This window comes from Actinoplanes palleronii (assembly GCF_016862315.1).
GTDB classification, from domain to species: Bacteria; Actinomycetota; Actinomycetes; order Mycobacteriales; family Micromonosporaceae; genus Actinoplanes; species Actinoplanes palleronii.
Map to the genome: position 1 here is coordinate 1 of NZ_BOMS01000004.1, position 13,324 is coordinate 13,324.

The following is a 13,324-nucleotide window of genomic DNA, read 5'->3' on the forward strand; positions in this document are numbered from 1 at the left end:
GCCGCCCCTCCGGTGCCGAGCGCGGACTCCCGCCGCCCGTTCCGTGCCGATCGCGGACTCCGGCCGCCCCTCCGGTGGGGAGCGCGGACCTCCGCCGCCCCATCGGCATCGATCACCCACGCCGAGCCGGCGAAGCACCGCTGAGCGACCGCTGGAACCTGGCGAACGCCGCCGGCAGCAGGATCAGCGCCGAGCCGGTCAGGTGCCGGCGGTTCAGCGGAGGTGCTGGGAAGCGTCGTCCCGGCCGCGGAAGTCCGCCGGGCGCAGGCGCGCGGTGCGGCGGCGGTACTCGGCGGCCATGCCCGGCCAGTTCGTGACGATCCGGCCGGTCGCCGTGCGGTACCAGCTCCGGCAGGACGTCCACACGCTGCCGGCCAGGCGGGACTGCAGCTCCCGGTCGTAGGCCTCGGCGACGTCCGCCCGTACCTCACAAGGTTTTTGATCTTGATCTAGTTGCCGGACGGCCTGGCCGATCCAGCGGGCCTGTGCCTCGTGGAAGTAGACCACCGAGGTGTTGCCGGTGTTCGTATTCGGTCCGTAGACCAGGAACATGTTCGGGAATCCGGGCACCACGAGGCCGAGATAGGCGTGCGCGCCGTCGCGCCACACCTCGTCGAGGCGCACGCCGTCCCGGCCGGTCACCGTGATCGGCACCAGGAACTCGGTCGCCGCGAAGCCGGTCCCGTAGACCAGCACGTCCACCGGATGCTCCGCGCCGTCCGCGGTACGCACGCCGCCCGCCGTCACCGCGGTCACCGGCTCGGTGACGAGATTGACGTCCGGGCGGGCCAGGGCCGGCAGCCACGCGTTGGTGAACAGCACCCGCTTGCAGCCCATCGGCTCGTCCGGGGTGACCTTGCGGCGCAGTTCCGGATCGCGCACCTGCAGCCTCCGCTGGAGCCGGGACGCGCCGTGCAGCAGCGCGCCCGCGGCCCGGTTGCCCTGCAGCGCGGCACCGGTGACCACGGTCATCGCCCAGGTCCCGGCGCGGGCCGGGGCCATCAGCGCCGGGAATCGCGAGTAGAGGGCACGCCGGACCCGGCCGTAGCGGCGGTCCGGTTTGGGCAGCGTCCACGGCGGCGTCCGCTGGAAGACGGTGACGTGCGCGGCCGTCCCGGCGATCTCCGGGACCAGCTGGATCGCGCTCGCGCCGGTGCCGATCACCCCGACCCGCCGGCCGGCCAGCGACAGCCCAGGTTCCCAGTGCGCGGTGTGCAGCGCGGGGCCGTCGAACGTTCCGGGCAGCTGCGGGACGAGCGGGCGGGAGAGCTGGCCGACCGCCGGGATCAGCACGTCCGCCTCGAGGACCTCGCCACCGGCCGTGGTCACCCGCCAGTCCGTGCCGGTCCAGTCGGCCGCGGTCACCTCGACACCGAGCCGAAGCTTTCCGGCGAGACCGAAATCGGTCACGCAGCGTTCGAGGTAGGCGAGGATCTCGGCCTGCGGCGGGAAGCGGCGGGTCCAGGCCGGATTCTGCGCGTACGAATAGGAGTAGAGCGGCGCCGGGATGTCGCACGCGCAGCCGGGATAGACGTTGTCACGCCACACCCCGCCGGGCCGGTCCGCCTTGTCGAGCAGGGTGATGTCGGTGAACCCGGCCTTGAGCAGCTCGTTCGCGGCCGCGATCCCGCCGAACCCGGCCCCGATGATCAGGATCCGGGTCATCGGTTCTCGATGGGGAGAAGTCGCAGGGCCGCCGGCGCGGTGCCCGGGACCACCGGATGGCGGGGCGGTATCGGATTTATCGGTACATAGCTATCGGCTGGCCGACGATCGTCTTCCCCTCTGTTCGGCCACAGCGCCACCGCCCGCTCGGCGAGGGCCGTGATGGTCAGCGACGGGTTCACCCCGAGGTTCGCCGCCACCACCGACCCGTCGATCACGTGCAGCCCGGGATGCCCGAACAGCCGGTGATACGGATCGACCACCCCGTGCTCCGGATCCGCCCCGATCGCGCACCCGCCGATGAAGTGCCCGGTGACCGGCTTGCCGACCAGCTCGGTGTAGGAACCCAGCGGCACCCCGTCGACCTTCTCCGCGACCCGCCGGGCCACGTCGTGCGCGGCCGGCACCCACTCCGGGCTCGGCTCGCCCACCCCGGGCCGGCTGTTCAGCCGCCCCCGCCGGCGGAACACCGTGATCGAGTTGTCCAGCGGCTGCATGGCCAGCAGCACCACGGTCTGCCGGGACCAGTCCCGCGGCGACAGGTACAACCGCAGGTCCCGGCCCGCCCGGGCGAGCGTCTTCAGACCCGCCCACCAGCGCGGCCGGTTGCCGGCGTCGTCGACGAGCACGGTGGAGAGCAGCGCGAGCAGGTTGCTGCCCGGCCCGTACCGCACCGGCTCGACGTGGGTGACCGGGTCCGGGTGGATCGACGAGGTGATCGCCACCCCGTGGCTGTAGTCGCGGTCGGTGCGCCGGGTCCGCGCGCCCAGGATGGACTCCGAGTTGGTCCGGCTCAGCTCGCCCAGCCGCGGCGAGACCCCGGGCAGCCGGCCGCGGTCACGCAGCCGGTGCAGCAGCCGCTGGGTGCCGAGCGCGCCGGCCGCGAACACCACCTGCTCCGCGGTGAACGTCCGGCTCCGCAGGCCACCGGTCCGGCGGGTGTGCACCGCGTACCCGCCGCCGGGCAGCGGCCGCACGTCGCGGACCGTGGTCAGCGGGTGCACCCGCGCACCGGCCCGCTCGGCCAGGTAGAGATAGTTCTTGACCAGGGTGTTCTTGGCGTTGCCCCGGCAGCCGGTCATGCACGAGCCGCACAGCGTGCAGGTCCTGCGCTCCGGGCCGGCCCCGCCGAAGAACGGGTCCGGCGTTGCGGCGCCGGGTTCGCTGCCGAACAAGACCCCCACCGGGGTACGTCGATACGTGTGCCCGACACCCAGATCCTCGGCCACGGCTCGCAGCACCCGGTCGGAGGCGGTCTCCACGGGGTTGACGGTCACCCCGAGCATCCGCTTGGCCTGGTCGTAGTAGGGGGCGAGCTCCCGCTCCCAGTCGGTGATCGCGGACCACTGCGGGTCGGCGTAGAACGCGGCGGGCGGCTCGTAGAGCGTGTTCGCGTAGCCGAGGGAGCCGCCACCGACACCGGCCCCCGACATGATCAGCACGTTCTTCAGCAGGGTGAGCCGGAGGATGCCGTAACAGCCCAGCGCCGGGGCGTAGACGTAGTCGCGCAGCCGCCAGGACGTGGTGGCGAACTGCTCGTCGGTGAATCGGCGGCCGGCCTCGAGAACGCCGACGCGGTAGCCCTTCTCGGTCAGCCGCAGCGCGGTCACGCTGCCGCCGAACCCGGAGCCGATCACGAGGACGTCGTAGTCGTACGACATCGCCGTAGCATCACGCCCTTATTGGCAACATGTCAACAACGTGTTTCCGGTCTTGCTCGCAGCGTCAATCCACCCGCTTGACCCTCCCCATCCCGCCCGGCTCCCGGCATGGTGCTCCGATGACCTCGCTGACCCACGACCGGCGCGGCGCCGGCCCGCCGCTGCTGCTGATCCACGGCATCGGCAGCCACTGGCAGGTGTGGGCGCCGCTGCTCGACCGGCTGGCCCCGCACCGCGACGTGATCAGCGTCGACCTGCCCGGCTTCGGCACGTCCCCGCTCTGGCCGGCGCCGGCCGCCGGTGTCACGCCCGGCTCGGTGCCGCACCTCGCCGGCCTGGTCGAGTCGTTCCTGGACACGCTCGGCCTGGGCGCCGTCGAGGTCGGCGGCAGCTCGATGGGCGGCGGCATCGCCCTGGAACTCGGGCGGCGCGGCCGGGCGAGCGCCGTCACCGCGTTCTCCCCGGTCGGCTTCTGGCCGACCGGCGGCGGGCGCTGGGGCCGGTTCGTGGTCGGCGCCGCGCGGGCCGGCAGCACCACGCTGGACCCGCTGCTGCCCCGGCTGCTGGCGACCCGGGCCGGGCGGGCCGCGCTGTGCTCGGTCTTCTACGCCCACCCGTCCCGGCTGGACCCGCAGGAGTGCCTGTCGGCGGCCCGTGCGCTGGCGCGGGCGCCCGGGTTTGCGGCGTCACGGACCGCGTTCGGCGGGCTCACGCCGTGGTCAGGAGCGGACATCGGGCCGCTGGCCGGGGTGCCGGTGACGATCGCGTGGGGCACCCGGGATGCCGTGCTGCCGTACCGTAAACAGGCCTTCCGGGCCCGCGCGGCGCTGCCGGGTGCCCGGCACGTGACGCTGCCGGGCTGCGGGCACCTGCCGTTCCCGGACGCGCCGGACCGCTGCGCCGAGTTGCTGCTGTCGGCTCAGTCCCAGTAGGTCAGCAGGAACTTTGTGTCGGCGGCGGCGCCGGACGGGTCGCGGCACGTGATCCGTACGTCGCCAGTCGCGGTCCGGGCCACGCAGGACGCCGCCGTGTCATACGCGGTGACCTGCAGATTCCCGCTCTTCAGGGCCAGCCCGGGCAGCTCGACACGGTACTCACCCGGCTCGGACCGGGTGACCGCCGCCGCCTGCCCGCCGCTGCTGAACTGGGCCACGCCCTCCGGCGTGTAGGAGGCCTCGGCCGGCCGGTCGGCCAGCACGTGGGCGCCGGCGACACCGGGCGCGCCGACACCGAGCGTGAACGTCACCGCGAACCGCGCGTCCACCGGCTGCCCACCGGCGTCGCGGCACCGCACCCGCGCGGCGAGATAGCGCCCCTCCGGGTAGGCGAACCACCGCTCCACCCCGCACACGGTCGCCGCGTCGGCCACCGGCGTGACCCGCACGGTCCCGCCCTCGACGGCTTCCAACCCACCGAAATAGACCACGTACGACCCGACGTCCTCGCGCCCGGCCGAGTTCGCCCCGCCCGCGGAGTTGTGGCTGTACGCGTCCTCCACGGTCTGACTGGTCCGGCCCGGATCACCCAGTCGCAGGTAGGCGGCGGTCCCCCCGGTCTCGCCCCCGGGGCTCACGTCCCAGAAGTGTGCGGTGAAACCACTGTCCGCCGCCGCGCCGGACCTGTCGAAGCAGTCCACCTGGACCAGCTCGTCGGCACCCTCGGGCCGCCAGTCCGGCAGTGTGCAGATCCGGTCATCACCGGTCACCGGTGTCACCGCGGCGACGCCGCCGTCCCGGCCGAGCTTGCCGAACACGACCAGGTAGCGCCCGGTCCCGGTCCGCTCGACGGTGTTCGGCGCGTCCGCCGAGTTGCACTGCCGGTCCGGCTGGTAGCGGTCCTCCGCGGGACGGTCGGCCAGCACGTACCCGGTCATCTCGTGCGCCACCCGGCAGGCCGGCACGTGCGCCACCGGATCCGGCTTGGCCGCCCAGGTCACCGCCATCACCAGGATCGGCAGCACCCCACCGGCCACCGCCACCACGGCGACCAGCGCGCTGATCCGCGGCTCGGACCGGCTGACCCGCTCCCCGGGCGACAGCCAGTCCCCGACCACGGTCATCGCCCGGCCACCCACCCGGTCCAGCCGCTCCCGCCAGTCCGCCACGCCCCGCGCCGGCGTCAGAGGCACCCCGAACTCCCGCAACCCACGGCCCGCCCCTTTTCCCGTACGAGACCTCTCACCGAGGCCGCAGTCCTGCCCTGCGCCGCGGCCTTCTCCGGCGCCGTGGTCCTCGCCGGCGAGGCGGTCTTCGCCGGAGCCGCCGGCGGGTCCGCCGGGTCGGGCTGTACCGGTGAGGCCGGTTCGGTCGCCGGATTCGGATCCTTCTTCACCGGCCTCTTCGGCCGGTTCGACGGCTTCGATGGGGTTCCGGTGTCCGAGGTGACCGACGGATCCCGCATACCCCGCCGATCCGGCATGCCCGATCGATCCCGGGTGGTCCGGGAACGATCGTCGCCTCGCGACCGCCCGGACCGGACCGACGGCCGCTCCCGATCGCTGCGCCGCGCGGCGCTCCCGGCCGAACCGGAATCCCGCGTCACCCCGCCGGCCCCGTTCCGGGTCACCCCGCTGTTTCGGCTGAGGTTCGCACCATCGGTCCCGCCGCGGTTCGCACTGTTGGTCCCGCCGCGGTTCGCATCGTTGGTCCCGCTCCGCGGCGCGCCGTCGGTTCCGGGCGCGCTGAGGGTTCCCGGAGCCGAGCGGGCACTTCCCGCCGGATCACCGGCCGCCGAGGTCTCGTCACCCGGAAGCTCGTCACCCGGTAGGACATCGCGCACCGGCCCTTCCGGAGCGAGCACGATCCGCCCCGGCCCACCGGACTGCCCGACCCCGGGCTGAGCCACACCGGGTTGAGCCGGGATCGGCTGGGCCGCAACACCGGCGAGATCCGGCTGCCCCGCGCCGGGCCGGGCTCCACCGGGCTGGCCGGCGCCGGGATCACTGCCGCCGGGCTGACCAGCACCGGCCGGGCCGGGCGGCAGGCTGTCCGCCACCGGCGTGAACATCCGCGGCGCCTGAGCCGAGTCCGCAGCGGACCCACCGCACCCGGCCAGCGGCGTCACGGCCAGCACCGCGGCCATCAGGAGGAACCGTCCTCGTTTCACCGCACCTCCACCACCGAGCCGTCTGCTCCTCAAACGACCCACGGCGGGAACGGTGATGCGGCCCGCCGCGGCCGCTGCCACACTTCTCACCGATACGTGGGAGCACCCCGCCCCGGACGAGGAGCACACCGAGATGGCCCTGAGCGACGCCGCGAAACTGCTGCAGAAGGCCCGCCACGTGGTCGTCTTCACCGGCGCCGGCATCTCGGCGGAGAGTGGCGTCGCCACGTTCCGGGACGCGCTCACCGGCCTGTGGTCCCGGTTCGACGCGCAGTCCCTGGCCACCCCGCAGGCCTTCGCCGAGGACCCGGACCTGGTCTGGGGCTGGTACGAGTGGCGCCGCCAGCAGGTCCAGCAGGTCCGCCCGAACCACGGCCACCTCGCCGTGGCCCGGCTGAAGGACCACGTCCCCCAGCTCACGGTGATCACCCAGAACGTCGACGACCTGCACGAACGCGCCGGCTCCGACACACCGACGCACTTGCACGGCAGTCTCTTCGCCCCGCGCTGCGCCACCTGTTCCCGCCCGGCCCCGCTGCCCGCGACCACGGAGGAGCAGCCCGCCGAGGGCAGCCGGGTGCCCCCGCCCCGCTGCGCCCACTGCGCCGGCCCGGTCCGCCCGGGCGTCGTCTGGTTCGGCGAGGCCCTCCCCGAGCAGGCCCTGGAGTCCGCCGTCCGCGCCGCCTCGTCCTGCGACGTCCTGCTCACCGTCGGCACGTCCGGCCTGGTCTACCCGGCCGCCGAGATCCCCCGCCTGGCCGCCCGCTCCGGTGCCGCCGTGATCCAGGTCAACCCCCAGCCCACCCCGCTGGATCCCCTGGCCGCGGTGAACCTCCCCGGCCCCGCCGCCGAACTGCTCCCCGCCCTGCTCACCACCACCTGGCCCTGACCGCCGCTGCCCACCCCATAACGGCCGCTGGGCACCAGCCGGGGCGCCGCTACTTGACCGTCACCGTGAGGCCGAGCGGGTTGGTGCCGGTGTCCGGGTTCCAGGTGTCCGGGTTGGCGAGGCGGATCGCGTACGCCGGGGTCGCCGCCAGCCGCGTCGACGGGTCCGGCAACGACAGCGCCAGGTCATACGCTCCGGCCTTCGACGGGGCGGTGAACGAGACCGTGAGCGCGACCGTCCTCCCCGGCGCCCAGGTCCGCACGTCCGCCGGGATCATCACGGACTGGGTGATCGGGCCGCTCAGCACGAGGCGGACCGGCCGCTTCTGGGCCGGCGCCGCGTACCCCTGGTTGGTGAGCGTCAAGCGAACCGTGACCGCGCCGTTCACCTTGACCGTGCTGGGCGCCGCGGCCGAGACCAGGCTCAACCGGTAACCGAGGCGGCGGGACGCCTCGGCCAGGCCGTCGGCACCCCACGAGGTGAGCACGTCGGTGTTGAAACTCGGGTTCAGGTACGTCCAGTGATAGGCCGCCAGCTCGCTCGACGCCGACGCCCAGCCGGACCGGTCGGACGGTGCGCAGGTCTCCCCGCCGACCAGCATCGACGGGCTCTGCGCGGCCATCCAGGCGAAGTCGGTGTCGGCCGGGAACGTGCCGTAGTCGTCGGTGCCGGCCAGGAAGCAGTCATCGTGGATGCCGACCCGGGCCGCGTACGCCGCCGGGACCAGGCGCTTCTTGATCTCCGGCGTGCGCACCTGGATCGGGGCCGTGGTGGCGGCGAGCAGCGCGTTGATCACCTTGCGGCGGTCCGGCCAGGCGGCGAAGTTCTGGGTGTAGTACCACTCGCCCCAGCGGCCGACGAAGCCCGCCTGCAGCGCGGTGATCAGGTCGGCGTTCTGGGTGAGCAGCGGGGCGAGCTGCCGGATGTGCTTGACCACCCGGGCGACCGGCGCGTCGGCGTCGTCGTCGGCGGTGTACGCGAACCGGAGCACCAGCTTCACCCCGGCCTGGCGGGCCGCGGCGAAGTCCGCCTTGATCAGGTTCAGGTCGGCGGCCGCGAGGGTGTCGCTGTCGCGGTAGCGCTCCAGGTAGACGATCCGGTAGACGACGCTGTGCGCCTCGGACTCCCGGGCCGCGGCCAGGGCGTCGGCGTCCAGCGGCGCCCAGCCGGTGCCGTCGGCGTACAGATGGGTCTCGGACCAGGAGAAGAAGCCGCGGCCCGGGTTGGCGAAGTCGGCGTCGGAGGCGTCGTAGGTCCGGGTGGTGGACGTCGTCGCCGGCGGCGCGGCACAGGCCACCCCGGGCAGCAGGAGAACGGTCGCAGCGGCTACCACCGGCAGGATTCGCATGCCCGCGTTCATCGTCGGAGCGCCACGGGAGCTGAGAGGGAATCAGCGGGAAGGTAGTGGCAGCGCCCGCAGCGGCCCCTTTCGCACCTTGTTCGAACCTGTCTTCGGCAGTTCCGCCACCACGTCGACGTACACCGGGATCTTGTATTTGGCGAGCCGCTCCCGCAGGAACACCGGCACGTCACCGGGCTTCAGATCAACACCATCCAGGGGTACGACGAACGCCCGCCCCACCTCGCCCCACCTCGGGTCCGGCACTCCGACCACGGCCACCTCGGCCACTCCCGGGTGCTCGAAGATCGCCGCTTCCACCTCGGCCGGATACACGTTCTCCCCGCCGGAGATGTACATGTCCTTGGTCCGGTCGACGATGTGAAAATGCCCGTCGGCGTCGACGACGGCCAGGTCCCCGGAGCGGAACCACCCGCCGTCGACGAACGCGGCCGCGGTCGCCTGCGGGTCGTTCCAGTAGCCAGGGGTCACGTTCGGCCCGCGCACCAGCACCTCCCCGGGCTCGCCCGGCTCCGCGTCGGTCAGGTCCGGCCGTACGCACCGGACGTCGGCGAAGAACACCGGCAGCCCGGCCGACCCGACGTGCTCCCGGCTCTCCCGCGCTTCCAGGAACGTGGCGCCGGGCGCCGTCTCGGTCATCCCGTAGCCCTGGCAGAACGCCAGCCCGCGCTCCTGATAGCGGCGGATCAGCGCTTCCGGCACGGCGGCGCCCCCGGTCATCAGGCTGCGCACCGAGGACAGGTCGGCGTCCGCCCAGCGGGGTGACTGGCTGAGCCCGGCGTACATCGTGGAGACCCCGAACATCCAGGTCACCCGGTGCCGCGCGATCAGGTCGAAACAGCCGTCCACGTCCCAGCCCGGCATGATCACCGAGGTGCCGCCCTTGAGGAACGTCGGCAGCAGGCACTGGTCGAGCGCCGCGACGTGGAACAGCGGCGCGCTGACCAGGGTCACCTCGTCACTGGCCACGTCCACGCAGATCAGCAGGTGATAGCTGTTCCAGACCAGGTTGCCGTGGGTGAGCACGGCGCCCTTGGGGTGCCCGGTGGTCCCGGACGTGTAGAGGATGCAGGCCGCGTCGTCCAGCCCGACCGGCTCGTCCGGGAATATCGGGCTTTCGGCGAACTCGGCAAGCGACGTCAGCGCAACGGTCACCGGTGCTTCGACGGCGGGCATCGCCGGATCGTGGATCAGCACCGACGCCCCGCTGTGCCGGAGCTGATATGCCAGCTCCGGCGCGGTCAGCCGGAAGTTCAGCGGCACGAAGACCCCGCCGAGCGCCCACGTCGCGAACATCGTCTCGACGAACGCCGGGTGGTTCGGCCCCAGGTACGCGACCCGGTCACCGCGCCGCACCCCGGACGACCGGAGTGCGGCGGCGAGCCGGGCGATCCGCTGGTGCAACTCGGCGTACGTGATCCGCTGCTCGCCGAAGATCAGCGCGGTGCGCCCGGGCGACATCGCCGCCCGGCGCGCCGGCCAGGAGCCCAGCCCTGCGTTGTGCATGGTCGGACCTCAGGCGTACTGGCGGTAGACGGTGCGGGCGACACACGCCGGCTTCGCCGAACCGTCGATCTGCACGGTGAAGTCGAACGTGCTCTGCACCCCGCCGGGTACGTCCTCGACGCTGACCACGGTCGCCGCCAGCCGGATCCGCGCGCCGACCTTGACCGGCGTGGGGAACCGCACCTTCTCCAGGCCGTAGTTCACGCCCATCGAGATCCCCTCGACCGTGAGCAGGCTGCCGAAGAGCGGGATGACCAGCGAGAGGGTCAGGTAGCCGTGCGCGATCGGTCCGCCGAACGGGCCGGCCGTGGCGCGCTCGGTGTCCACGTGGATCCACTGGTGGTCGTCGGTGGCGTCGGCGAACGTGTTCACCCGCTCCTGGGTGATCTCCAGCCACTCGCTGGCGCCCAGGTCCTTGCCGACCAGCGACTTGATGCCGTCGATACCGTTCACGATCGTGGTCATGTCGATTCCTCTCCGAGAAGCAGACGGGCGGCGTTGCGCAGCAGGATCTTCTCCCGGACCGCGTCCTTGATCTCCAGCTGCGCGAAGTCGGCGAGCCAGCGGTCCGGCGTGATCACCGGGTAGTCCGAGCCGAACAGCACCTTGTCCTGCAGCAGGCTGTTGGCGTACCGGACGAGTTGCGGCGGGAAGTACTTGGGCGACCAGCCGGACAGGTCGATGTACACGTGTTCCTTGTGCGTGGCGACCGCGAGGGCCTCGTCCTGCCACGGGAACGACGGGTGGGCCAGGATGATCCGCAGGTCCGGGAAGTCCACCGCGACGTCGTCGACGAGCATCGGGTTGGAGTACTTGAGCCGGATGCCGCCGCCCCCGCGCACCCGGGCGCCGATCCCGGTCTGCCCGGTGTGGAACAGCGCGACCGCGCCGAGCTCCTCGATCGCCTCGTAGAGCGGGTAGGCCAGCCGGTCGTCCGGCGCGAAACCCTGGATGCTGGGGTGGAACTTGAAACCGCGAACGCCGTAGTCGTCGACCAGGCGGTGCGCCTCGCGGACGCCGGCCTTGCCCTTGTGCGGGTCGATGCTGGCGAACGGGATCAGCACGTCGGGGTGGTCGGCACAGCTCGACGCGATCTCCTCGTTGGCGATCCGCGGGTGCCCGGTGGCGTGCTCGGCGTCGACGGTGAACACGACCGCGGCCATCCGGCGGGAACGGTAGTAATCGGCCATCTCGGCGATGGTCGGCTGCCGGTGACCGTGCGCCTGGAAGTAGTCGGCGGACGCGCCGAGCAGCTCGGGGCTCAGCGAGCTGTGACCGTCCTTGCTCACCTCGGCGTGCGTGTGCACGTCGATGGCGACGAGATCGTCGATCTTCACGAGGGAACCCGGGGCGCCGGGATGCCGTAGGTCTCCGCGGGGAAGTCCCAGGACGCCGCGATGTCCGATGCCGACCAGCCGCCGTCGTGGAAGACGACCTGCTTCTCCGCCGGGTGCGACCAGAGGGCCAGCTTGTCGCCGCCGATCCCGATCGCCTGCCCGGTGATCCCCTTCGACGCGTCCGAGGCCAGGAACGTGATCAGCCCGGTGACGTCGTCGACCGTGCCGAGGCCCTCGTCGCGGCGCAGCCAGGCCGGATAGGGCTGCCCGGTCCGCTCGGCCTCCTCGATCACCGGGGCGAAGGCCGGGATCGTCTTGGTCATCTCGGTGGCCGCGATCGGCACCACCGCGTTCACGGTGATCTCGCTGCGGGCCAGCTCGAGGGCCCAGGTGCGGGCCATCGCGGCGATGCCGGCCTTGGCCGCCGCGTAGTTGGTCTGCCCGAAGTTGCCGCGCTGGCCGGCCGGCGAGGCGATCAGAATCAGTCGTCCGCCGGTGCCCTGCGCCCGCATCCGGATCGCCGCGGCGCGGGCGCAGGTGAACGTGCCGCGCAGGTGCACCCGGACCACCGCGTCGAAGTCGTCGTCGGTCATCTTCCAGAGCACCCGGTCGCGCAGGATGCCGGCGTTGGTGATCAGCACGTCCAGCCGGCCGAACGCCTCGACCGCGGCGGCCACCAGACGGTCCGCGCTCTCGGTGTCGCCGACCGCGGCGGCCACGCCGACCGCGCCGGGGATCTCGGCGACCGCGGCGTCGACCGCCGCCTGGTCCACGTCGTTCACCACGACGGACGCGCCGGCCGCCGCGAGGGCCTTGGCATACGCGAGGCCGAGGCCCCGGCCGCTGCCGGTGACGACGGCGACCCTGCCGGTCAGATCCATGTGTGTCAACCTCTCACGAAGGGGGTGGGCGGCGCGACGGCTTCGGGCCCCGCAGCCCGTCGAATCCGGCGCCGCCCACAATCAACAGGATTCCTGTTGATGCCGAGTCTTCATGACGATCAGGTTTCCTGTCAATGGGGTAGTCTGCCGGTATCTTTCGCCGAGGAGATCCACTGATGCCATCGCTGCTCTACCTGGTCAAACAGCTCGAACTCGCGGTGCGGGCGCGCCTCGACGAGCTGGTCCGCGGCCACGGCATCACCGCGCTGCAGTACACCGCGCTGACCGTTCTTGAACGCCACGACGGCCTCTCCGCCGCCCAGCTCGCCCGCGACTCGTTCGTCACCGCGCAGTCGATGGCCGACATGGTCCGCACCCTGGAGAGCCACGGCCTGCTCCGCCGCGAACGCAACCCGGCCAACCGCCGTGAGCTCCTCCTGCACCTCACCGAGGACGGCCGCGGCCTGCTGGCATCGGTCGCCGCCCCGGTCCACGACCTGGAAACCCGCATGATCGCCAAACTCACCGAGGCCGAGTCCGCCGCCTTCCGCGACACCCTGATCACCGCCTGGCAGGCGCTCACCTGATGCGACGGATCAAGACCATGCCGCCGCCTCATGACCGCTTCTGGTTCCGCGCCGCCCTTGTCCGCTACGACCTGGGTGCCTTCACAAGAGCAGCTGCGGAGTCCCGGGCCTCCCCGCGACGCTGCCCCGCTCAGGATCGCTGGTCGCCGCACGGGTGTATCCCGGGCCCGCGACGCAGTCCCCCACCGGACCGCCAGGCGCGCGCCGTGTCCCGGCTGGCCCCCAGGGGTGCTTCGCACCCCCGGAGACACCCCCGAGAACCAGCTTGAGGCCAGGAGCCGCGCCGCGGCCCGGAGTGCGGCGGACCTCACGCGGTGACCACCCGCCACCCGC

11 protein-coding genes are annotated in these 13,324 nt (G+C 72.6%); 3 read left to right on the top strand and 8 right to left on the bottom strand.

Translation table 11 applies throughout. The annotated features are described in order from the left end of the window. Nucleotides 1-213 precede the first annotated feature (213 nt). Both Apa02nite_RS00655 and Apa02nite_RS00660 read right to left on the bottom strand, forming a co-directional pair. Nucleotides 214-1,665, bottom strand: a complete 1,452-nt coding sequence (locus Apa02nite_RS00655) for a flavin-containing monooxygenase (RefSeq protein ID WP_203823335.1) — start codon at nt 1,663-1,665, stop codon at nt 214-216. Further along, nucleotides 1,662-3,326: a GMC oxidoreductase gene (locus Apa02nite_RS00660; RefSeq protein WP_203823336.1), complete on the bottom strand. Its 1,665-nt coding sequence runs from the start codon at nt 3,324-3,326 to the stop codon at nt 1,662-1,664. Before Apa02nite_RS00660 ends, Apa02nite_RS00655 begins: the two co-directional genes overlap by 4 nt. 119 nt (nt 3,327-3,445) lie before the next feature. Here Apa02nite_RS00660 and Apa02nite_RS00665 point away from each other — a divergent pair, with 119 nt between their 5' ends. Then, nucleotides 3,446-4,258: an alpha/beta fold hydrolase gene (locus Apa02nite_RS00665; protein ID WP_239164019.1), complete on the top strand. Its 813-nt coding sequence runs from the start codon at nt 3,446-3,448 to the stop codon at nt 4,256-4,258. Here Apa02nite_RS00665 and Apa02nite_RS00670 read toward each other — a convergent pair. Continuing rightward, nucleotides 4,246-5,454, bottom strand: a complete 1,209-nt coding sequence (locus tag Apa02nite_RS00670; RefSeq protein ID WP_203823337.1) for a hypothetical protein — start codon at nt 5,452-5,454, stop codon at nt 4,246-4,248. The genes Apa02nite_RS00665 and Apa02nite_RS00670 overlap by 13 nt on opposite strands. Before the next feature lie 1,110 nt (nt 5,455-6,564). Here Apa02nite_RS00670 and Apa02nite_RS00675 point away from each other — a divergent pair. Beyond that, the gene (locus Apa02nite_RS00675) at nt 6,565-7,320 is read left to right on the top strand and encodes an SIR2 family NAD-dependent protein deacylase (protein ID WP_203823389.1); all 756 of its coding nucleotides are present in this window, start codon (nt 6,565-6,567) and stop codon (nt 7,318-7,320) included. 49 nt (nt 7,321-7,369) lie between these two features. Here Apa02nite_RS00675 and Apa02nite_RS00680 read toward each other — a convergent pair whose 3' ends face one another. From Apa02nite_RS00680 to Apa02nite_RS00700, 5 genes are read right to left on the bottom strand one after another with little or no spacing between them, the layout of a single operon-like run. Beyond that, a complete protein-coding gene (locus Apa02nite_RS00680; RefSeq protein WP_203823338.1) occupies nt 7,370-8,668 on the bottom strand; it encodes a DUF4832 domain-containing protein in 1,299 nt (432 codons plus the stop codon). A gap of 42 nt (nt 8,669-8,710) precedes the next feature. Beyond that, nucleotides 8,711-10,186 carry an acyl-CoA synthetase gene (locus tag Apa02nite_RS00685; protein WP_203823339.1) on the bottom strand — a complete coding sequence of 492 codons (1,476 nt, stop codon included), beginning with the start codon at nt 10,184-10,186 and terminating at the stop codon, nt 8,711-8,713. A 9-nt stretch (nt 10,187-10,195) separates the two neighbouring features. Continuing rightward, nucleotides 10,196-10,651, bottom strand: a complete 456-nt coding sequence (locus tag Apa02nite_RS00690) for a MaoC family dehydratase (protein ID WP_203823340.1) — start codon at nt 10,649-10,651, stop codon at nt 10,196-10,198. Continuing rightward, complete coding sequence (locus tag Apa02nite_RS00695) at nt 10,648-11,523, bottom strand: amidohydrolase family protein (RefSeq protein ID WP_203823341.1); 876 nt, start codon at nt 11,521-11,523, stop codon at nt 10,648-10,650. Before Apa02nite_RS00695 ends, Apa02nite_RS00690 begins: the two co-directional genes overlap by 4 nt. Beyond that, nucleotides 11,520-12,404, bottom strand: coding sequence for an SDR family oxidoreductase (locus Apa02nite_RS00700; protein ID WP_203823342.1), 885 nt, complete (start codon nt 12,402-12,404; stop codon nt 11,520-11,522). Before Apa02nite_RS00700 ends, Apa02nite_RS00695 begins: the two co-directional genes overlap by 4 nt. A gap of 176 nt (nt 12,405-12,580) precedes the next feature. On the opposite strand from Apa02nite_RS00700, the gene Apa02nite_RS00705 reads away from it, so the two are divergent. Further along, the gene (locus Apa02nite_RS00705) at nt 12,581-12,991 is read left to right on the top strand and encodes a MarR family winged helix-turn-helix transcriptional regulator (protein ID WP_203823343.1); all 411 of its coding nucleotides are present in this window, start codon (nt 12,581-12,583) and stop codon (nt 12,989-12,991) included. The last annotated feature ends 333 nt before the right edge of the window (nt 12,992-13,324 follow it).